This is a genomic window from Microbispora sp. NBRC 16548 (genome assembly GCF_030268985.1).
In the GTDB taxonomy this organism is placed as follows: Bacteria; Actinomycetota; Actinomycetes; order Streptosporangiales; family Streptosporangiaceae; genus Microbispora; species Microbispora catharanthi.
Window position 1 is genome coordinate 213,626 of record NZ_BSSF01000005.1, and the last position, 20,679, is coordinate 234,304.

General features: G+C 68.8%; 19 protein-coding genes, 1 tRNA gene and 1 pseudogene. 10 read left to right on the forward strand and 11 right to left on the reverse strand.

Annotated elements, in window-relative coordinates:
• Positions 1–6: 6 nt before the first annotated feature.
• A complete protein-coding gene (locus tag QSK36_RS15285) occupies positions 7–786 on the reverse strand; it encodes a L,D-transpeptidase (RefSeq protein ID WP_285782857.1) in 780 nt (259 codons plus the stop codon).
• Between the two features lie 166 nt (positions 787–952).
• Here QSK36_RS15285 and QSK36_RS15290 point away from each other — a divergent pair, with 166 nt between their 5' ends.
• From QSK36_RS15290 to QSK36_RS15300, 3 genes are all read left to right on the forward strand, one after another.
• Complete coding sequence (locus QSK36_RS15290) at positions 953–1,744, forward strand: hypothetical protein (protein WP_285782858.1); 792 nt, start codon at positions 953–955, stop codon at positions 1,742–1,744.
• A 159-nt stretch (positions 1,745–1,903) separates the two neighbouring features.
• Entirely contained in the window at positions 1,904–3,577 is a 1,674-nt protein-coding gene (locus QSK36_RS15295) for a sodium:solute symporter family protein (protein ID WP_285782859.1), read from the forward strand.
• A 9-nt stretch (positions 3,578–3,586) separates the two neighbouring features.
• Positions 3,587–3,826, forward strand: coding sequence for a hypothetical protein (locus QSK36_RS15300; protein WP_183539173.1), 240 nt, complete (start codon positions 3,587–3,589; stop codon positions 3,824–3,826).
• 137 nt (positions 3,827–3,963) lie between these two features.
• Here the strand turns inward: QSK36_RS15300 and QSK36_RS15305 are convergent, their stop codons facing one another.
• Complete coding sequence (locus tag QSK36_RS15305) at positions 3,964–4,980, reverse strand: substrate-binding domain-containing protein (protein ID WP_285782860.1); 1,017 nt, start codon at positions 4,978–4,980, stop codon at positions 3,964–3,966.
• 240 nt (positions 4,981–5,220) lie between these two features.
• On the opposite strand from QSK36_RS15305, the gene QSK36_RS15310 reads away from it, so the two are divergent.
• Both QSK36_RS15310 and QSK36_RS15315 read left to right on the forward strand, forming a co-directional pair.
• Positions 5,221–5,297 (forward strand) — tRNA-Ile (locus QSK36_RS15310).
• A 1,094-nt stretch (positions 5,298–6,391) separates the two neighbouring features.
• On the forward strand, positions 6,392–6,853 hold the full coding sequence (locus QSK36_RS15315; protein WP_183539169.1) for a hypothetical protein: 462 nt from the start codon (positions 6,392–6,394) through the stop codon (positions 6,851–6,853).
• 293 nt (positions 6,854–7,146) lie between these two features.
• Here QSK36_RS15315 and QSK36_RS15320 read toward each other — a convergent pair whose 3' ends face one another.
• From QSK36_RS15320 to QSK36_RS15330, 3 genes are all read right to left on the reverse strand, one after another.
• Positions 7,147–7,779 (reverse strand): hypothetical protein, encoded by a 633-nt coding sequence (locus QSK36_RS15320; RefSeq protein WP_285782861.1) that lies wholly within the window; start codon positions 7,777–7,779, stop codon positions 7,147–7,149.
• Positions 7,780–8,139: 360 nt separating this feature from the next.
• The gene (locus QSK36_RS15325) at positions 8,140–8,415 is read right to left on the reverse strand and encodes a hypothetical protein (RefSeq protein WP_285782862.1); all 276 of its coding nucleotides are present in this window, start codon (positions 8,413–8,415) and stop codon (positions 8,140–8,142) included.
• 961 nt (positions 8,416–9,376) lie between these two features.
• Positions 9,377–10,588 (reverse strand): hypothetical protein, encoded by a 1,212-nt coding sequence (locus QSK36_RS15330; protein ID WP_285782863.1) that lies wholly within the window; start codon positions 10,586–10,588, stop codon positions 9,377–9,379.
• A 485-nt stretch (positions 10,589–11,073) separates the two neighbouring features.
• On the opposite strand from QSK36_RS15330, the pseudogene QSK36_RS43505 reads away from it, so the two are divergent.
• Positions 11,074–11,590: pseudogene (locus QSK36_RS43505) on the forward strand (GNAT family N-acetyltransferase).
• Between the two features lie 49 nt (positions 11,591–11,639).
• Here the strand turns inward: QSK36_RS43505 and QSK36_RS15335 are convergent.
• The 3 genes from QSK36_RS15335 to QSK36_RS15345 all read right to left on the reverse strand — a co-directional run bounded on the left by QSK36_RS15335 (position 11,640) and on the right by QSK36_RS15345 (position 14,047).
• Entirely contained in the window at positions 11,640–12,599 is a 960-nt protein-coding gene (locus tag QSK36_RS15335; protein WP_285782864.1) for a DUF4232 domain-containing protein, read from the reverse strand.
• A gap of 111 nt (positions 12,600–12,710) precedes the next feature.
• On the reverse strand, positions 12,711–13,169 hold the full coding sequence (locus QSK36_RS15340) for a GNAT family N-acetyltransferase (RefSeq protein WP_285782865.1): 459 nt from the start codon (positions 13,167–13,169) through the stop codon (positions 12,711–12,713).
• A gap of 161 nt (positions 13,170–13,330) precedes the next feature.
• The gene (locus QSK36_RS15345) at positions 13,331–14,047 is read right to left on the reverse strand and encodes a TetR/AcrR family transcriptional regulator (RefSeq protein ID WP_285782866.1); all 717 of its coding nucleotides are present in this window, start codon (positions 14,045–14,047) and stop codon (positions 13,331–13,333) included.
• Positions 14,048–14,256: 209 nt separating this feature from the next.
• Between QSK36_RS15345 and QSK36_RS15350 the strand changes: the two genes are divergently transcribed.
• On the forward strand, positions 14,257–15,651 hold the full coding sequence (locus QSK36_RS15350) for an MFS transporter (RefSeq protein WP_285782867.1): 1,395 nt from the start codon (positions 14,257–14,259) through the stop codon (positions 15,649–15,651).
• A gap of 229 nt (positions 15,652–15,880) precedes the next feature.
• On the opposite strand, the gene QSK36_RS15355 is transcribed toward QSK36_RS15350, so the two are convergent.
• Both QSK36_RS15355 and QSK36_RS15360 read right to left on the reverse strand, forming a co-directional pair.
• On the reverse strand, positions 15,881–16,699 hold the full coding sequence (locus QSK36_RS15355; protein WP_285782868.1) for a hypothetical protein: 819 nt from the start codon (positions 16,697–16,699) through the stop codon (positions 15,881–15,883).
• A 163-nt stretch (positions 16,700–16,862) separates the two neighbouring features.
• The gene (locus tag QSK36_RS15360) at positions 16,863–17,636 is read right to left on the reverse strand and encodes a class I SAM-dependent DNA methyltransferase (RefSeq protein ID WP_285782869.1); all 774 of its coding nucleotides are present in this window, start codon (positions 17,634–17,636) and stop codon (positions 16,863–16,865) included.
• Between the two features lie 89 nt (positions 17,637–17,725).
• Here QSK36_RS15360 and QSK36_RS15365 point away from each other — a divergent pair, with 89 nt between their 5' ends.
• The 3 genes from QSK36_RS15365 to QSK36_RS15375 are packed head-to-tail and all read left to right on the forward strand — an operon-like array spanning position 17,726 to position 19,142.
• Positions 17,726–18,076, forward strand: coding sequence for an ArsR/SmtB family transcription factor (locus QSK36_RS15365; RefSeq protein ID WP_352240318.1), 351 nt, complete (start codon positions 17,726–17,728; stop codon positions 18,074–18,076).
• Entirely contained in the window at positions 18,073–18,549 is a 477-nt protein-coding gene (locus tag QSK36_RS15370; RefSeq protein WP_285782870.1) for an SRPBCC family protein, read from the forward strand. The genes QSK36_RS15365 and QSK36_RS15370 overlap by 4 nt, the downstream gene beginning before the upstream one ends.
• Positions 18,546–19,142, forward strand: coding sequence for a TIGR03086 family metal-binding protein (locus QSK36_RS15375; protein ID WP_285782871.1), 597 nt, complete (start codon positions 18,546–18,548; stop codon positions 19,140–19,142). The genes QSK36_RS15370 and QSK36_RS15375 overlap by 4 nt, the downstream gene beginning before the upstream one ends.
• A 37-nt stretch (positions 19,143–19,179) precedes the next feature.
• On the opposite strand, the gene QSK36_RS15380 is transcribed toward QSK36_RS15375, so the two are convergent.
• Positions 19,180–20,439 carry a CynX/NimT family MFS transporter gene (locus QSK36_RS15380; RefSeq protein WP_285782872.1) on the reverse strand — a complete coding sequence of 420 codons (1,260 nt, stop codon included), beginning with the start codon at positions 20,437–20,439 and terminating at the stop codon, positions 19,180–19,182.
• Between the last annotated feature and the right edge of the window lie 240 nt (positions 20,440–20,679).

Consider the following 20,679-nt stretch of genomic DNA (forward strand, 5'->3'; position numbering starts at 1 on the left):
TCGTGATCAGGGAGCGATCAGAACGGGTGTCCCCAGGGGCAGCCCTGCGAGCACCTTGAGCGCGCGAGCAGGCACCCTGACACAGCCGTGGGTGACCGCCTTGCCGAACACCTTCCGGTCCGGCCATCCGTGGAAGGCGACCGTGCCGGGACCGCCGCCGAAGGTGTCGAGCGTCGCCGAGTGCGTGCCGAGCGGCAGGATCAGCGGGCTGTAGGTCTTCTTCTTCGGCGACATCAGGGCCAGCAGGAAGGTCCTGCCCACCGGGGTGGGCGTCTCGGGACCTCCGATGGCCACCGTCCAGGTGCCGAGCTTCTTGCTCGCGTTCATCACGGTCAGACGCCTGGTGCCCAGCGTCACGATGGCGCGGTAGCGGCTGCGCGCCTTCTTCAGGCCCTTGTCCTTGATCCAGCCGGTCACGTGGTTGGGCTTGCTGGGCAGGAGCACGCGATACCAGCCCTTGCGTGCCTCCACCACCGGCACCCAGGTCTGGCTGCCGAGCTGTTTCGCCGGGAGGGTGGCCGCGGGCTTTCCGCCGGGCTGGGCGTAGACGGCCACGGTGCGGGCGGGGTGGACCACGATGCCGCTCAGCTTGCCGTACAGGTCGGTGTCCTGCGGGAGGCCGCTCAGCTCGGTGAACGTGGTGGCCGCGGGGAGTGCCGTCGCCGCGGCCGACGCGCCGGCGGCGAGGGTGACGGGCGACGCGGCGGCGCCGGCGGGGGCCGCGGCGACGAGGCTCATGGCGACGAGCGCGGCGCCGATGAGTCGGCGGGGGGCATCGAGCGGCACGATCGGCTCCTGAGATATATGGCCAATACGACACGAACGTGTAACCGCCTGGCCTCGATGGATAACGGTTTGGACCGTTTGAAGAGTCCTGGCCAGCGGGTGTGACATTTTTACATAGATGAGCCCAGAGAGGCTCAAGCTCTCTCATACATCCCGAGGTGCGGTCGTGACAGCCCCCAGACTCTCTTCAGCCCGTCGCTGGCTCACAGCGGCGCTCATGCTCGCGGTGGCGGCGCTCGGGGCGCTCGCCATCTCCACCACCGCCTCGGCGGGAGCGGTCCAGAGGACGGCGCCCGGCGACAACGGCGACGTCAAGATCCACAAGTGGACGACGCCGGAGGACGACCAGCGCGACGAGCCGCACGTCTGCGTGTTCTACCTGGTCGGGTTCAACTTCGACGCGGCCGAGCAGGTGAGCTGGGAGATCAAGTCCTGGCCCCCCACCGGCGACAAGACCACGGTGAAGAGCGGGACCCTCGTGCTCGACCACAGCGGGCATGGCCGCACCGTCGACATGGCCCTGCCGAACGGGCACTACAAGCTGTTCTGGACCTTCGCCGGGAAGAAGGGCGCGCCCAAGCAGAAGGTGTTCTGGGTCGAGTGCGAGTCCACGCCCAGCCCCACACCCACCCCGACGGTGACGCCCTCGCAGACGCCTACGCCGACGGTGACGCCCTCGCAGACGCCTACGCCCTCCCGGACGCCCACGACGTCCCAGACGCCGACGGTCAGTCCGACTCCGACGTCGACCCCCACCGCGTCGCCCACCCCCTCGCGGACGCCCACCCCCACCCGGACGCCCACTCCCTCGCGGACACCCACCTCGACGCCGACGCCGGGCAGCCCGCCGATCGACGTGTGGATCGAGTGGGACGAGGACGTCACGCCGACGCAGGGCAAGCCCAAGCCGGCGCCCACTCCGACGCCGGTGAAGACCAACATCCCGGTCACCGGCTGACCCCGGCACCGAACGACGGAGGGCCCGGATCGACTCGATCCGGGCCCTCCGTCGTCTGCGCGGGAGCCTTTGCGACGCCTTAACCTGCGCTTTTGTCACGATTGGGTATACCGGGGTCGGGTCTGTGACAGGACGAGACGTACGGGTAGCTGGCGTTGCGTGCCTGATGCCCAATTGCTGGCCGCACAGGATCTGCGGCTCGACGTCAACGTTCTGGACTACGCGATCCTCGCCCTGTACTTCCTCGTGGTCCTGGGAATCGGCTTCGCCGCGAAACGGGCCGTACGGACGAGTCTGGACTTCTTCCTCTCGGGCCGCGCACTTCCCGCCTGGATCACCGGCCTGGCCTTCATGTCCGCCAACCTCGGCGCCACCGAGGTCCTCGGCATGGCGGCGAACGGCGCACAGTACGGTGCGATGACCCTGCACTACTACTGGATCGGCGCGGTCCCCGCCATGGTGTTCCTCGGCGTCGTGATGATGCCGTTCTACTACCGGTCCAAGGTGCACAGCGTCCCGGACTTCATGCGCCGCCGCTTCAACGGGGCGACCCAGCTGCTCAACGCCGGGACCTTCGCCGTCGCGCAGATACTCATCGCCGGGATCAACCTGTACGCGCTGGCGCTGATCATGGACGCCATGCTCGGCTGGCCGCTGTGGCTGTCCATTCTTGTGTCGGCCGCGATCGTGCTGGCGTACATCACGCTCGGCGGCCTGTCCTCGGCGATCTACAACGAGGTCATGCAGTTCTTCGTGATCGTCGCCGGGCTCGTGCCGGTGGTGATCATCGGCCTGACCAGGGTCGGCGGCTTCTCCGGCCTCGGCGAGAAGGTCAAGCAGAGCGTGCTCGGCGAGGGCGGGCTGCACACCTGGGCGCACACCGCCGGCACCGACAACCCGCTCAACGCCAACTGGATCGGCCTGGTCTTCGGCCTCGGCTTCGTGCTGTCCTTCGGCTACTGGACCACGAACTTCGCCGAGGTGCAGCGCGCGCTGTCGGCACGCAACACCAACGCCGCCCGGCTGACCCCGATCGTCGCGGCCTACCCGAAGCTCGTGATCCCGATCGTCACCGTGATCCCCGGTCTCGTCGCGGTCGTGCTGTTCGGCAACCTCGGCAAGGACGGCGGGCCGACGTACAACGAGGCGATCCCGCTGCTCATGAACGAGTTCCTGCCCAACGGCGTGCTCGGCGTCGCGGTGACCGGCCTGCTCGCGTCGTTCATGGCCGGCATGGCCGCCAACATCAGCGGCTTCAACACGGTCTTCACGCAGGACATCTGGAAGGCGCACATCAACGGCGACCACCCCGACGAGTGGTACGTGCGGCTCGGCCGCATCGCCACCGTGGTCGGCGTCGTCGCCGGAATCGGCACGGCGTTCATCGCCGCCGGGTTCGGCAACATCATGAACTACCTGCAGTCGCTGTTCTCGTTCTTCAACGCCCCGCTGTTCGCGACGTTCATCATCGGCCTGTTCTGGCGCCGGATGACCGCCTGGGCGGGCTTCTGGGGCCTGCTGAGCGGCACCGTGTGCGCCTTCGCCTCGTACATCCTCTACAAGGCGGGCGTGTTCGATTTCGGCACCGAGCTGAACGCGAGCTTCTGGGGCGCCGGCATCGCCTTCGTGGTCGACGCGATCGTCTCCGTCGTGGTCACGCTCGCCACCACCCCCAAGCCGGAGAGCGAGCTGCGCGGGCTCGTCTACGGCCTGAGCGACGCGTCCGTCTCCGACGACGCGCTGGCGGGAGACGCCGCCTGGTATCGCTCCCCCGTGATCCTCGGCGCCGGGGCGGTGGTCCTCGCCGCGGCGTTCTACCTGCCCTTCCTGTAGGAGGTTCGCATGGCCGCCCCGCAACGACTCTTCGACATCCGCCGCGTGATCGGTGGTCTGTTCCTGGCGTACGGACTGATCCTCATGGTCACCGGGCTGTTCGACGGCACCCAGGAGATCCAGAAGGCGGAGGGCATCCGCATCAACCTGTGGACGGGCATCGCGATGCTCGTCGTCGGCGGCGCGTTCCTGCTCTGGGAGCGCCTGCGCCCGTCCGACGCCCCCTCCCCCTCCGACGAAGAGGAGTGAACCGGCTGTTCCCGGCCGCGGTCGCGCTCTCCGCGCTACCGCGGCCTTTTCATTCCGGCGATTCGGTGGAGGCCGCGCGGCGGCGCCGGGGCATCGGTCCTGCTGCCGCCCGACCGGCCCGCGTCGCGGTGGATGTGTCAGTGCGGTCGTGCGTTCTGTCCGCGGGCGGTCCCGGGGGCGGGGGCCTCGTGAGCCGTCGCCTTGGTGATCACGGCGGGCGGGAGCAGCACCGCCGGGATCGAAACCGTCGTCCCGTTGGACACGACGGCCGTGCCGTACACGGTCCTGCCGGCCGCGACCTCGACCGCCAGCCTGGCGGCGGCCGACGCCTCGGCCACGACGTCGGCGCGGACCGTGGCGGTCTGCGTACCGTCCCTGACGCGCCCCAGCGCCGCGGGCCGCCCGCCATGCCCGATCAGCGGCACCCCGGCCATCCCCGCCCGCGCCATCTCGGCCGCGACGGCCTCCGCCACCGCGTCGCTCGCGCAGCACACGCCCCCCACCTTCGTGGCCCCGCCGAGCGCGGCGACGGCCGCCGCCACCTCGCGCACGGCCTCGTCGGGCCGCGTGAGGTCCCGTTCCCAGCCGATCGTCACCCGGCCGTCGAGCACGGCGTGCAGGGCTCGCTTCACCGTCGCGGCATACGGATCCGTGGCGGGGCCGTTGAGGAGCAGCACCGGCCCCGCGACCTTCATGGCGCCGAGCAGGGCCAGCGCCTGCTCCCGCCCGACGCGCGCCGGGTCCGTCGCCACATAGGCGTCCACCGGCCCGTTCGCCAGCCGGTCGTACGCGACGACCTTCGCCCCGGACAGCTTGGCCCTGGCCACCCAGGGGGCGACGGTCCCGGGATCCACCGCGCCGAGGACGAGCACCCGCACGCCGTCGGCCAGCATCCGGCCGATCTGCCGCCCCTGCCTGGCCCGGTCGCCCGCGGCGTTCGCGTACTGGACATGACAGCGCGGGCAGAGGGACGCCAGGGCCCGCGTGAACAGAGGCCGGTCGGGTCCCTCGCCAGGGAGCAGCAGGCCGACGGTGAAGCCCTCCCGCACGTCGCCGACCGCTCCGAGTTCCGCTCCTGGCTGCCGCCCGCCCTGCCCGCAGGCGGGAAGGGACATCAGGAGAAGCACGCAGACGCCCGCCAGTCGTCTCCCCACGGGGCACCCCCGATTCGTTGCGGAGCCACGTTTCGCAGAGCCGTCTTCTGGAGCGATGTCGCCTCAACAGTCACATACCCGGACATATGCCCCACAACTCTCGCCACGGCAGCCGTACCCCAGCACGGACGATCACGGCGAGGTGATCGGGCGGGGGATTACGCCCACGGCCGAAGGCCACCGCTCACCTCCGCGCACAGATCCCCTCACCCGCTAAGTTGTGAGAGACTCCACCATTGCGGGGCGGTAGCTCAGCCGGTCAGAGCATCGGACTCATAATCCGTGGGTCGTGGGTTCAAGTCCCACCCGCCCTACCACGTTTGATCAGGGAAACCCTGCCTGAGCTGCGGATTCTCCATAGATCATGCCTGCCGTGCGTGCAGCCGTAGGCTACCGAGAGCCGCCGTCTGTCGCCAGTCACGGGATATACGCGGGATGACATTGGTGGCGTTTCCGCAGGTCGCGTCGCGGCCTCCGGCGCCTCTGCGGGATGAGAGCCACCCCTGAAAACGTCGAAGGGCCCCGGGTGACCCGAGACCCTGGGACGAGGCTGTAGGCGTTCACCCGACGAGGGCCGCCTGTATCCGTTGATTGGCGATCTCACGCTGTCCGTCAATGCACTTGGCGTAGACCCGAAGCATGACGTTAATGCCGTGACCGGCGCGCTCCGCCGCTTCCGGGGCGTGGACCCCGGCGTTGAGCCAGAGGGACACGGCCGCGTGGCGCAGGTCATATGGCCGGGCCGCGAGAGGCGAGGCGACCTGCTCGGGCGTCAGCGCGTACGTCCGTGCCTCCTTCCAGATCTTCGCGTAGGCCGAGGCCGAGATGACGCCGCCGGTCCGCGTGCGGAAGAGCCGACCGTCCTTGGCCGTCCCGTACGTCTCCAGGTGCGTGCGCAGGATCGCGACCAGTTCCGGCGGGATGGGGACGATGCGCGTAGTGCCCTCCGCACGGTGCTTGAGGCCTCGTTCGTCGAACCCCTCCCCCGAATCGGTGAACCGCTTGCCGCTCTGCGGCCGGGTCTTCTCCAGCGTCAGCAGCCCCAGCCGGACGAGGGCAGGTGACAGTCCTTCTCCCGTAGCCCGGCCGCCTCGGCTGGACGCAGGCCGCCGAAGTACATGCAGGAGAACATCGCGGCCAACATCGCCCGCGCGTCCGTCCGCAGTAGGTGAGCGCGACGATGAGCTCTCGCACCTGGGCCGGGCTGACCACGGACCGCCGATCCACCTCGCCGCTCATCTTGGGGCGGCGCAGCTTCACCCGGTCGAGCGGATTTGCCGAAAGCTCTTCCAGCTCCACCGCGTACTCCAGGGCGTGATGGAAGATGGCCCTCTTCCGCCGAAAGGTCCAGCATCCGTTGATCACAAGCACCCCGCCAGCAACCCCCTCCAAGCCGCCCCATAATGCGAGCGTGGAACTGCGAATCGATCCAGACAGGAATATCCGAACCGGCGTCTGCAACTGTTGCCAGACCCCCTTCGATCGCGTGACCGGGTTCATCAACAACGACGACGCCTATGCGATCTACTACGCATCCTGCTACCACCACAACGGAATCCACGAAGCCTGGATCGATGTCATCATCGACGACGCCTGGGCTCCGGACGAGCCTGTCAGCCGCCCTGGCCCCAACCGCGTCACCTTCGGATGTCGCGTCGGTCCCGTCGAAGGGCAGCCCACCCCCGCCTGCTCTCTGGTCAAAGGCGCCGCAGTCGCACCCGATGAACCGTTCTACGGTCGCAAGCTGACCCGCGAGGAAGCCCTCGCCCATCCCTGGCTGTCCGACTATTGGGAGACCATAGATCACATCCTGGAGAACGACGCCACAGTCCGTCAGCATCTCTACGGCATAGCTCTAGCCGAGGAGCCCTAGATAAAGCCTCCGGCGGGAGCTCTCCGGCTCCGGGGTGACCGTCCGTTTGTCACTATCGGCCCGAAAATGGCTGAGGTAGGGGCCTGATCACCCCGCCCGCCATCGACCCGGGACAAGCCGAGCGGACCAGGGCCAGGGGGTCAAGGTCGTTCGTCCGTGGGGCGCTCCACCTTGACCCCCTGGCCCTGCCCTGCTTCCCCTGCGGGCGGGTCGACGGCCGACAGGGTGATCAGTCAGACAGAGGCGTGCGCAGGGTGCGTCACTTTGTCTGGCACCGTGATGAGAGGCGACGCTCAGAACATGAGAAGGTCACGACGCAGTTCCTCGATCATGCCCGGTACGGCGATGAATGCGTGGGCCTCGTCATAACCGGGAAAGCCTCCCCAGGCCAGCGAAATCCGCAGGTACTCGATAAGCGTGACGCCCGTCCGATGACGGGCACCAATCAACTCAGGATCCGCTGCGTTGCTCGGAAGCAGGATGTTCTGCTCACCGCCGCTGACGTTCGCCTTATGGGCTTCATCTGGCGCGAAGGCGAAGAGGAAGCCTTCCAAGTGGAATCGACAGCGATCCTCTTCTTCGGGATCAGTACAGGCGCACCCCTGCTCGAAGCCGCCACCCCATGATTCCCAGTCCCGCCACAGGTGGGCCCCTGGGGGGAGCACCAGCGGGTCCGGATAGAGGACCCACTCTTCGTACGGATCAGCGTGGTAAGCGACATGCGGCAACACCGCGCCCCCGTCACCGCAGAGGTTAACGGCTCCCACGATCTCCAGGCAGGCGCGCAAAGCGAGCGGGGACGGGCCGATCACCTGCTCTGCCCTTCTCATCGCTACCAGATCATCCTCCGTGGGCACCTGCCGGACATATTCGGGGTAGGCGAAGGCGTAGCCCCCTGCGGTAAGCCGCTCCACGACGACGTCCACGTTGGCCGCGACACGTCTCATGGTCTCTCGCGCGACCTCTTCGGCGTCCTCGTGAAGCGCCTCGGGAACACCATTAGGGCCGTACGCCCGAAGCTCATCCCAGACGGCGAGGCACTCGCCCGCGCGGTATCTCGCACTCCATGACGGCATGACCGGCGATGATAGCGGGGCCATTAACCAGGGTGACGAAGGGTCAAGCATGGTCACTCACGACCGGTCCAACGCCCAGGTCAACGGCTCTACGGACGGTGATCCATGCATTTCCCAAGCTGACAGTACGGGTTCGATTCCCGTCACTCGCCCTACGTACAAAGGCCCCGGTGGGGTCGCGGCTCCCGGGGCGCAGGACCTCAAAATCACTTATGCGGGCTCAGCCGGCGACAGGAGTCGGGCGTTGACATCGCTGACCATTTCCCACAGCGGTCCTTCGGTCACGATGCCGGCACCTAGAGCACGCTTGTTCTCGGATGCTCGGTACAAGGTCCGCACGACGTCTCCGAACCCGATGACAACCCACCACTCCCCGTCCTGATAGCTCCGCCGCCAGGTCGTGGAAACGAACTTCCCCGTGTCCTTCCGGGCCTCGACGAGGACCAGCTCCCATTCGATCGGATTGAAGGGCTTTAAGTCCGCCATCGGTGCATTGGTGTCTGCAACCCGTTCCACTAGGTGTGATCCGTGAAGCCCGAGTTGACGAGCACCAGATAGCACTTGGCGTACCCGCGCGAACAGGGAATCTGGGCCCGTCTCGACGTGAAAACGTGCCACCGCCGGACTCATCGCGCCTACCTCCTTCTGCTTTCAACTTCCCATCGCTCACGAGAGGAAGCATGCTGCCGCCCCCGGTATGCCCGCTGCCAGCTACGGTAAGGGAGTGGACGAGGCCCAGGCGAGCGCGGAAAGTTGGCGTGAAGGCGTTCGGAGTCGTGGCTCTGTCGAACAGGACCGTGAGACGCTGGCCCGGCTCATCGACTACGACAGTGACGCGTTCGAGGTCGAGCTTTATGAGCACTCTTCGGATCCCTTGATTCGCGCTGTCGATAAGGCTCACAGGTCGTATGCGGGCCAGTACGAACGCCGGCTACGTCGACTACGAGAGCGGGCCAGGCATCAGACGGCTGATCAGTAGGCCCCGCCGGATGTACGCGGGATGGTCTTTGTCCTCAGCTCACTTCGGGCCCCTGGTTCAGCAGGTCAACGCCCTGGAAAGCCGGAGAAGTATCCTCCACTCATAATCCTTGGGTCGTGGGTTCAAGTCCCACCCGCCCTACCACGTTTGATCAGGAAAACCCTGCCTAAGCTGCGGCTTCTCGATGGAACACGACTGCCTGGGCATGCCGAGAGCGCAGCGAAGAGGTCCGCTGGACTGCTCAAGGCCACAGGCCCGCACCGCCGCAAGCACGTGATCGACGCGACGACCGCCGAGATGGCCTTGCGCCGGCCGGGCCCGGTGGCCATGCCGACCTCCGAGGTGGACGCCATGGTCCGGGGTCCACCTGACCGACCAGGCGCCAACCTCGGTGCGCCGGCGAGTCACCCGCGAGGAGCGCGGCAGGCGCGGACGCGCCGGCCGCGCTCAGGGATTTGTTCCAGCGGGTCAGTCGCCGTGCAGACCGTCCGGGTCGCAGTAGTCGATCTTGTCCGTCGGAGTGAAGGTGGAGACGATGATCTCGCGCTTGAACGGCCCGCCCTTCGGCACGTCCTCGGCCGACACCTCGAACGTGAACTGCTGCATCGCGCGCAGCCTCCGGCCCGCGATGACCACCGGCCGCCGGACAAGGTAGATCGCGGCGAACGGGCAGCAGTAGAAACTTCCGTACGGCTCACCGCTCGAATCGGTCGCGAAGGTGACCGCGCCCTGCTGGAGGGCGGCGTCGATCTCGGCCTGGATCCGCAAGGTCTCGGCCGGGGCCGGGTCGTAGTCCCACATCTCCTTGATGGCCTGGCGCGCTCGCGGGTCGGCCTGCCAGTTGCTGCGCCTCTGCGGGTCGGTCAAGCACCACGGGTCGAAGTTGCGCGCGTCGACCACGGCCAGGTTGGCGGGTGGTACGGCCTGCCGTGCGTCCGGGCCCCGGTAGCCGGCGATCAGCTGGGGCATCGCGATCAGCTGGCCCAGGTGGTAGTAGATGTCCAGCGCGCGCTGCAGACGCTGCTCGATCGCCTCGTGCATGCGCGGGGCCGGGTCGGTGTCCAGCAGGCCCTCCGCGTAGTCAGCGGCCGTGGCCGCCTCCGCGGCGAGCTGGCGCAGCCGCTCCAGGTCGGCTCTGTGCTGGTCGGCGTCGGCCACAGTCTGCTCGAACGCCCCCAGAGCGACTTCGGCGTGCTGGCGGATCGCGCGCGAGGCGGCGAGCATGCCGTGCAGGTGCGGCAGCGGGCAGGGGCTCGCCTCGGCCCACTCGGGCAGGTCGGCCGGGAGCAGTATCTCCTTCTCCACCAGGTAGCGGGAGTTGCCTGCGGCCTGGCGTGCCCGCGACACCCAACCCTCGACCTGTGCGAAGCAGGCGCCGACCTGAAGGCTCGTGACCTGCGGAACGTATCCGACGGTGCGCGGATCTGCCGCGTAGTCGGCGTCCAGCAGGTGCTCTCCGATCGCCTGCAGGACGAACGCGTTCCACGTGCACAGCAGCTGGCCGGCCGCCGCCTGCGGGCCGTGCCACAGGTTGACTCCCTCGGCGGCCAACTTGCTACGCAGGGCCTCCGTCTGCTGCAGTTCGGTGTAGACGAACCCGCCCGCGCGCCGGTAGGCCTCGAGCTCCTCGGCCGAGACCTCCCCCTTGAAGGCCGCGGCCATCCGCGTGATTAACGACATCTACGCCTCTCCCCGTCTGGTCAGCTGATCAAAAGCGTACGTTCTGGACACGCAACCTGTGAGCAAACAGCCGACTCCACCGGCGCGCCGCCTTCTGATGGCTCGGATGTACGTGACACGGAGTGAAATGAACCGCCACAGTTTGGCACGTCAGCGGGGACAAGGACAGACGGAATCATAGAAACCGGTACGACGAGACACAGGGCGGCATTCATCCAGGAAACTCATAATCCGTGGGCCGTGGGTTCAAGTCCCACCCGCCCTACCGTGTACGGCCAGCCATCCGGGATCTCACCCGCGGTTTCGTGCCGGTGAGTCCGAGCGCCTCGTACGGCGAGCGCTTCCAAGATCCTGCGGTTGGCCATCTCGCGTCGGCCCTCAATGCGCTTGGCATAGACCCTGAGCATCACGCCGCGCACGGACGGCCTGCGCGCCGGCACGAGACACTGTGGAACACCATTCCCTCACCCATCATGATTCAGATCATGACCCGTCCGGAAATCCGACTCCGACAGCTTCAACCCGCCGACATCGAGGCCGTTCACTCCTGGGCCGGCCTCCCCGAGGTCTGCCGGTATCAGGCATGGGGACCCAACTCCCTCCCGCAAACGCGCGCCTTCGTGGAAGAAGCCGCAGCCGCATGGCATGTAGAACCACAAACACGTTTCACCTACGCGGCCCTCCTGCACAACGAGGTCATAGGAATGGGCGAGTTCCACATCCGCAACGTCACGCACGCCCAGGGCCCCCCGTCTCTGGGGCAATGGCCTGGGCACCGCCATCGGCCGGCAACTACTGCACATCGGTTTCCACCAACTCGGCATGCACCGCGTCTACGCCACCTGCGACCCCCGAAACACCGCCTCCGCGGCCGTCCTGAACAAACTCGGGATGACGTATGAAGGCCACCTCCGCCACACCATGAAGCTGCGCGACGGCTGGCGAGACTCCGCCATATTCAGCATCCTTGCCACCGAATGGAGGACCGACACAAGCAGCTGACACGCAACGCCAGAGCAGACCGAGATCGGAGCCGGTACTTCGACGGGGTCTACGGAGACTCGTCCTTTTTCCACGGGCTGACGCCGAGTTTCCCGGTGGTGCCGAGATCGAGCTCCGGCGTCACCATCACAGGTCGAGCACCGGCCTTGGCGTTCACCCTGACGTACGGCAGGTTCACGGGAGTGCCGACAGTGACGGTGTTGCGCCACATCAGGCCGGCGGACGCGCTCTGACCCGGCTTCAGGAGCACCGGCTGGGGCGGGTCGTCGAAGCCGGTCACGGTGGATATGCCGCCGTGCAGAACCTCGACACCGGTGACGGGCTTTCTGCCCTCGTCGAGGAGCTGGAGCTGCGGGTAGCCGTTGACGTGGTAGACGCGGCTTGAGCAGTTCTCCAGATGGAGTCCCACGACGCGGAGCCCCATGGCGGCGTCACCGTTGCCCAATGTGACGCGGATGCCGGAGGGCGGGCATGGACCTGCCGGGGCGGGTGCCTCGTCCGCCGGGACGCTTCTGACCTTGGCGATTCGCACACCCACCGGGGGGAACGTCTGCGGAGGAAGCTCGCCCAAGGCGACCGTGCGCTTCACCGTCTGACCGGGCTTGACCACTGGAACCGTCTGTTCCGCACCTGCCAGCACCTCTCCGGAATGGGACACGAACGCGAAGGTGACGGTGTACGTGAACGGTTCGGTTTCGTGGTTGGTGACCCGAAACTCGGCGGAGAACGGGGAGAGGTCGCAGTTGCGGGACCGTCCGCCCAGGCCGGTTATCTTGACGCCGTCCTTCTCCAGATCCTCGGGGCCGCCAGGAAGTACCGAAGTGCCGGACGTGGGCGGCGTACCGGTGGACGGGGCACCGCATGAGGGGTCACCGCGCCGGTATGCCGAGTCGGGTCCCCGGGTCTGCTGCGAGCCGTCGCTCCACGCGGCGACCCTCTCCGATCCGCAGGCCGAGAGGAGCAGGACGCCGGCGAGAACGGCGGGAAGGCTGAGGGAAGTGGTACGCATCCGAGCGTGACGCATGGCAAACCTTAATCCGCCGATCGGCCGTTTCGCGTTGCCCGGGCGGGCGACCGGACGCCCACGGTGGTGATGGCGTGGCTTCGGGCACCCGCGTGATCAATCACCAGGCGCGGCCGGGGCCGGATCACGCACCATGAACACGTCCACCTCGTCCTCGGTCTCGACCGTGAACCCGTGCCGCTCGTACAGCCGCCGGGCGGGACTGCCCTGCAGCACGTTCAGCCGGATCAGGGCGCCTTCTCGGTCACACCGTTCGAGCAGCCTGCTCAGCACGGCGGAGCCGATGCCGCCGCCCTGCAGGTCCGGGGCCAGGTAGAAGTGCTCCAACCAATAGGCGCCGTCGGCCGGCCGCAGCGCCACGCAGCCGGCCAGGACACCGCTCACCTCGATCGTCCAGGTGTGCGACGGTGTGAATCCGGCCCGGAGCCGCTGCCGAACGCGCTGCTCGTCGTACCGGCCGAGCCGCTCGAGATCCGCTTTGAGCACCACGGCCCGCAATTCGGCCACCGCCTCGACGTCCGCCATCGAGGCCGGCCGGAGACTCCAGTCCAGCATGATCCCGATGTTATCGAGCCGGGCTCCGCCGACCTGGGAAGTCTTCTCGCAGGCGCCAGCCCCGGGGCTTCGGGCGTCGGCCGTACGGGTGGCCGGCGGCCAGGCCGGCCAAGGCGCCTTGGGGCTGCCTGAGACCAGCGCACGGCGCCGACTTCGCCGAGCTATTCACCCCGCTCCGCGGACGCCACCTGGCGCGGCCTTCCCGACGTGGCCTGCGCGAGCAGCCCGTCGACGAGGGCCCGTAGTCCCTGGGGGTAGGTGTCCTGCGCCGACAGCGTTCGCCATCGATCGCCGAGGGCGACAAGGCGTGGCATCCGCGACTTGTCGAGGCCGCTGAAGAGAGGGTCGCGGTCGGTGGGTCCCCCGGCGTCCGCCGGTTGGTTAGCGGAGTGGGCGCGGACGAGGATCTCGCCGACCGTGTAGTACCAGATGTGGCGGAAGACGTGCACGGCCTGTTCGGGTGTGCACCCGTGGTCGATGGCTCCGGCCACGATGGTTTCGACCATCCACACTGATTCGCCGAGCTGGCCGATGAACCCGTCGGCCGTGAGGACCTCCGCGGCCCACGGCCAGGCCGCGAGGGCGTCGTGGATCAGAGTGGCGGTCGCGATGATGCGGTCCCGCGGTTCGCCGGGCAGGTCGGGCTGCGGGACCTGGTCCGCGTATTCGGTGATCAGCAGAAGCAGCAGGTCCTCTTTGTCCCGCACGTGGTGATACAGGGTCATCGTCCCGATACCGAGCTCCGCGGCCAGCCGACGAATGCTCAGCTTCTCCCAGCCGTCCCGGCCGATGAGCCGACGAGCCGCGTCCAGGATCTGCGCCCGGGAGGTCACCGGGGGGCGGCCGGTGCGGCCGTGCGGGGCATTGCGTCGGGGCACCGTCCCATCATTCCGTCCGGCCACTCCCTTCCGCCAACCGGGGCTTCGGCCGTCGACACCGAACCGGTTCCGATGTACTTTCAGTACGTGTACGAAAAGCATCCCACGAGAACCGGCCAGAGGGCGGAGGAACGGTGACAGACACGAGATCAGCAACCGGACAACCGGTCGTTCGTACGGCCGCCCGGCCAGGGCTCACCCTTGCCGCGGTGGCTGTGGTGCAGTTCATGGTGTCGGTGGACCTGTCGGTCGTGAACCTCGGACTGCCGCGGATCGCTGCCGGCCTCGGCTTCAGCTCAGTGGGCCTGACCTGGGTGATCCATGCCTACGCCCTCACCTTCGGCGGGCTGCTCCTGCTGGGCGGCAAGATCGCCGACCGCTACGGCCACAAGCGGGTCCTGCTGCTCGGGCTCGCCGTCTTCGGCCTCGCCTCCCTCGCCGGCGGCTTCGCGCAGGAGCCCGGCCATCTGGTAGCCGGCCGCGCCCTGCAGGGCATCGGGGCCGCCGCGCTGTCTCCGGCCGCGCTGGCGCTGCTGACCGTCACGTTCCCCTCCGGCAAGGCCCGTGTCCGGGCCTATGGCATATGGAGCGCGGTGAACGCCGCCGGCGGCGCCCTCGGCGTCCTGATCGGCGGTGTGCTCACCCAGTACGCGGGCTGGCGCTGGGTGATGTTCGTCAGCGTCCCGATGGCCGCCATCGCGCTGGCCCTGGCCTGGCGGGGCGTCACCGGCGCTCCGCCCAGGGCTCCCGGCGGCCGCCCGGACGTGCTGGGCGGCATCCTGGCCACGGCGGGGATGTCCCTGCTCGTGTTCGGCGTCGTCCGCACCGACCAGTACGCGTGGACCTCGCCGGTCACCCTGACGACCCTGGTGATCGCCGTCGCACTGCTGGCCGCGTTCGTCTACGTCGAGCGGACCACCACCCGCGATCCGCTGATCCGGCTCGGCCTGCTGACCAACCGCTCGGTCGCCGGCGCCAACTCCTACAACCTCCTCCTCGGCGCCGCCATGGCGTCATCCTTCTACTTCGCGTCCCTCTACCTCCAGCAAGTGCTCAAGGCCAGTCCGACCATGGCCGGGATCCAGTTGCTGCCCTTCGCGATCGGTGTGGTCGCCGGCGCCGCGGTCGCCATCAAGCTCGGCTACCGTCTCCCGCTCCGCACCCTGCTGATCATCGGCGGGCTGATGACCGCGACCGGGTTCGCCTGGTTCGGCCTGATCAGTGCCGACGGCTCTTTCCTCACCGACGTCCTGGGCCCGTCGCTCGTCACCAGCGTCGGTTTCGGGCTCTGCCTCGGACCGGTCGTCTCCGCCGCCACCGTGGGTGTCGCGCCGAGCGAGACGGGCACCGCCTCCGGTCTGCTCTCCAGTTCACGCCAGATCGGCGCATCACTCGGACTGGCCGCTCTCGGCACAGCCGCCCACGCGCGCACCGGCCAGAGCACCACGATCGAGGGCCTCACCGAGGGATACGCGCTCGGTATGACACTCGGCGCCGTACTCCTGGTCGGTGCAGCCCTCATCGCCTTCGCCGTTCTGCCGCGTACGAGCACAGCGACACCGGCGGAGCGCGGCAGCCACGACTTGGTCCCAGAACCGGAATAAGCGGCCAGGCCGCGCGATCTCGCGGTTGCCGCGCCGCGGTCCACGCGACCCCGTTCGACCACCGCAGGCGGCGGCGTCAGAATGGAGCGCGCGCCGGGCCCGCTTCCTCGACCGCGGTCACGACAACCTCGAGAACCCACGCGGTTTCGGTCAGCGACTCACCGTAACAACCCGGAAGGGGCCGGAGACGGGCCTCCGGCCGAGTATGTGCGATCACAACCAATGCGCCTCAATGATGTGGAAGGAATCCAGCCACCCGCGTAAAGGAATTGTCGGCACGGAGAAACGGACCGACAACACCTCCGATTACATTTGTTTTCTGTTGCGAAAAGCGGTTGTTTGCGCATTGCTGGGTGACGGGGCCTTTTGTTACCTCTAGCGTGAGAATCAGGGTCTGGATCCAAGGTTCGATGGATCGATTCGCGCTTCGTGCGTCCGGGTGTTCCCCGGCGACGGTCACGGAGTCGACGGAGTGATACTCATGCTCAAGGAAGCACTGGCTGCTGGCGCGATCACGGCGTCGGCCCTCATCGTCCCGGTGACGATGCAGACGCAACCGGTCAATGCGGCCGGCAGCACCGCGCAGGTCATGCAGAACCCGACACAGCCCTGCCCCGGAGGCAGGTGCCGTGGCCGTGAGCGCCAACGGACGTACGGTCACTACGGTCGCGAACGTGGCCGCGAACGGGGCCGATTCGAGGAACGTGGCCGTGAACGCGGACGCGAGCGCGGGCGCATGGAAGAACGCGGACGCGAGCGCGGACGGTTCGAGGAACGCGGCCGTGAACGCGGACGCGAGCGCGGGCGCATGGAAGAACGCGGTCGTGAACGCGGACGGTTCGAGGAACGCGGCCGTGAACGCGGACGCGAGCGCGGGCGCATGGAAGAACGTGGACGCGAGCGCGGGCGATTCGAGGAACGCGGACGCGAGCGCGGGCGCATGGAAGAACGCGGTCGCGAGCGCGGGCGATTCGAGGAACGCGCACCGCGGTAGCGGCATCAGCAGCAGGGAGAGCGAGGCAGCAGCAAGGACCGGATAACCGCACATCGAACCTGCTGGACCCTCCTGCCCCACGAGGCGATCGCCTCGCGGGGCTCTCCCTTTGCGGCCGATTGCGGCACGGCCCGCTCGCCCGCATTTCGGCCGTCGCCGCGAAAGCGAATTCTCCGGCCCCCGCGAATGCGCGATTCAGGCCGGCGACGGCGTCGCCTTATTGCGACGCGGTTCGACCGGGCGGGATTCGATAGACGGACACGTGTGAACGCGACTCGGCGGTGAACTCGGTACCGATCCAGTCGGCGTGCCTGGCTTCCAGCTCGAACCCGGCCAGCTGGGCCATGAGGTCGAGCTCGGCCGGCCAGATGTATCGATGAGGGCTGCGGAACAGCTGAGCCTGTCCGCTCTCGTCGAACCTGAAATGGTGCGACACGAGGTGTTGCCGCAGGAAATCGTAGGTGTCCAGGCCGATGTAGCCGGGCTCGCAATGCCACACCACGGCCTCCTGGCCCGGTGGGAGCTTGCGCAGCTCGGGCACCCAGAGCTCGATCACGAAGCGGCCGCCGGGCATCAGGTGGCGCGCCGCGTTGCGGAAGCACGCGACCTGCTCGGCCTGGGTGAGGAGATTGGAGATCGTGTTGTAGACGAGGTAGACGAGCGAGTACTCCCCCGGAGCCACGGCGGTCGCCATGTCGCCGACGACGACCGGGATCTTCGTTCCGTCCACCTTCGTACGTAGTTGGTCGATCATCGGACGGGACAGTTCGATGCCGCTGACGGGCACCCCGCGCTCAGCGAGCGGAACGGCCACACGGCCGGTTCCGATGGCGAACTCGAGCGCCCGCCCGTCCCCCGCGAGATCGGCGAGGCGATCGACGGCCGGCCCGAGGACCTCGGGCGCGAACATCCCGGTGCCCGGCGTGTCGTAGTGCCGGGCGGTGTCGGCGTTCCAGATCTCCTCCTGCCGCATGCTCCCCACGATCACCATCGACGTACGGCGTTGTCCAACGATTTTCCACCCAGAAAGCTCAACCATCTGGTTGTACATCTGCAGCGCCTTCCGCTATTGTCAACCATGTGGTTGAGGATCGATCGATGCTGGACGAGGTGTTCCACGCCCTGGCTCACGACGCGCGGCGCACCATGCTGCGCCGGCTCGCGGCGGGTGAACTGACCGTCGGGGAGCTCGCCGAGCCGCTGCGGATGTCGCTGGCGGCGGCGTCCAAGCACGTGAAGGTGCTCGAGAACGCCGGACTGGTGCAGCGCACGGTCGTGGGACGCCGGCACGTGTGCCGTCTGCGGTCCGGCCCTCTCGCGAGCGCCGTCGAATGGCTGCGCTTCTACGAGCGGTTCTGGGATGACCGCCTGGACGCGCTGCAGCAGGTCCTCGACCCCCCACCCGCGCACACATCCGAGGAGCCGTCATGATCGCTGATGCCGCGACCCACCCCGCCATACGGCGGGAGCGGACGCTGGCCGCACCCCCGCACACCGTCTACCGCGCCTGGCTCGATCCGGACGTCCTGCGGCTGTGGCTCGCGCCCGGCGACCTGGAGTGTGTGCGGGCCGAGGTGGACGAGCGGGTGGGCGGCCGCTACCGCATCTGGCAGGCATCCTCGGACCGCCCGATCGGCGGCTTCGACGCGCAGCTGCTGGAGCTCGTCCCGGACCGCCGTATCGTCTGGCGCTGGGGATTCGTCGGTCCCGACCGTGAGGCAGGACCGATGTTCGACTCCCTGCTCACGGTCGAGCTGAGCGAGACCGCGGGCGGCGGCACGCACATGACCCTCCTGCACGAGCGGCTCGACGCACTGGCCGCCGCGCTGCCGCACGTCGCCGAGCAGATCGGCGGCGGGTGGGACGGCGTGCTCGACCGGCTCACCGTGGCGGTGAAGCGGTGACTGCCGACCTGAAGCCCGCGGCGGACATGCTCGCCGCGATCATCCGGGACGTCCCCGACGACCGGCTCACCGGGCCGACGCCGTGCGAGGGCACCACGGTCGGCGAGCTGCTCGATCACATCGACAGCCTCTGCGTCGCGTTCGCCGCGGCGGCGCGCAAGATTCCGCTGGAGGGAGGTGGCAGGCCGCCGGTGCCGGACGCGTCCAGGCTGGGCGCGGACTGGCGCGAGCGCATACCTGCCCGCCTCGCGGAACTGGCCGAGGCATGGCGGGAGCCGTCTGCCTGGACCGGCACGGCCGAGATCGGCGGCGGTGTGCTGCCGGCCGAGGTCGCAGGGACGTCCGCGCTCGACGAGGTCGTCGTGCACGGCTGGGACCTCGCCGTCTCCACCGGCGCGGCCTACCCCGCCGACGATCCCGCTCTCGCCGAGGCCGTGCACCGGGCCTGCCGGTGGGTCGGCGCCGTCGTCGCCGAGCACCCCCAGGGCAGTCCCGGCCTGTTCGGACCGCCGGTGCCCGTGCCCGACGACGCCCCGCCGCTGGACCGGCTGCTGGGCCTCACCGGCCGCGACCCGGCGTGGCGGCCTCGATGAGGCGCGTACGCCGAAGCGCGACGGGAGCGCCTGGAGATCAGATCTGCCGGTCGCGGCCCGCGAGGTATCCGGCCGCGATCTGCGGCACCATGAGGCACACCACGAAGGCCAGCGGCCCCTGCCAGCCGCCGGTGTGCTGGTAGAGCGCTCCGACCAGGATGGGACCGGGGACCGACAGCAGGTAGCCGACGCTCTGCGCGAAGGCGGACAACCGGATCACCGTCGCGCCGTCCCGGCCACGCATGGCGATCATGGTGAGCGCCAGCGGGAAGGAGCAGTTGGCCACGCCGAGGAGCACCGCCCACAACCAGGGCGCGGCGGCGGGAGCCGCCCACAGCCCGGCGTACCCGGCGAGCCCGAACGCTCCGAGCAGTACGGCGATGCCGCTCTGGTTCCGCAGCCGCCCGGCGACGGCGGCCAGCACGAAGGACAGCGGCACTCCGAGCACGGAGGTGACGGCGAACAGCAGGCCGGCGGCCTCGGCGGACAGCCCGGCGTCCCGGAAGACCTGGGGCAGCCAGCCCATGATGACGTACGCGGAGGTGGCCTGCAGGCCGAAGAAGACCGCGAGCGCCCAGGCCGTGGGACTGCGGGCCACCCGTACGTGCGCCCCGGCCCCCGCGGCGGCGTCCCCACCCGCCGCCCGTCCGGCCTGCTGCTCGCTCTGCCGCCCGGTCTGCCGCCCGGTTGGCCGCCCGGTTGGCCGCCGACCGTCGCGGGCGAGGGCGACCCAGGGCGGCACGGCGACGGCGGCGAGGACGGCCCAGGCGCCGAGACCGGCACGCCAGTCACCGCCGAACACCCCGGCGAGCGGGACGGTGACGGCGGCGGCGGTCGAGGCGCCGAGGTTGAGGGCCATGGAGTACAGGCCGGTCATCATGCCGACCCTGTCCGGGAAGCGTTGCTTGACCACGACCGGCAACAGCACGTTGGCGACCGCGATCCCGGCCAGTGCGAGGCCGCTCAGCGTGAGGAAGGCCGGGGTGCTGCCGACGAACGGACGCAGGGCGAGCCCGAGCGCGACCGCCGCCAACCCCGCGAGGACGACGCCCTCCGGTCCGTGACGGCGGGCCAGGCGGGGTGCGGCCGAGCCGACCAGCGCGAAGCACACCGCCGGCACGGACGTGAGCAGCCCGGCGACGGTGGCGCTCATCCCGAGGGCGGCGCGGGCCTCTTCGAGAACGGGCCCGAGACTGGTGACGACGGGCCTGAGGTTGAGCGCGGCCAGCACCAGCGCGGCGACCGCCAGGCGGCGCGTCCAGGTGGCGGACCGGGCACGGCCCTGCCGCTGTTTCACAGGGCTCCGCCGCGCTACATCGCCCTTCGGCACCGTCCCACCCCGAACCACCGCCCTATCCCGAACCACCGCCCTATCCCGAACCACCGCCCTATCCCGAACCACCGGCTCATCCCGGATCACCCCGTCATGCGGGGTCAGCGGGTCCCCAACCGCCCTGTCATCCACGCGCTGTCATCCCGGAAACCACCTCGTCACCCTTAAACGACCAGGTCATCCTAAAATCAGCGACTTCTTCCG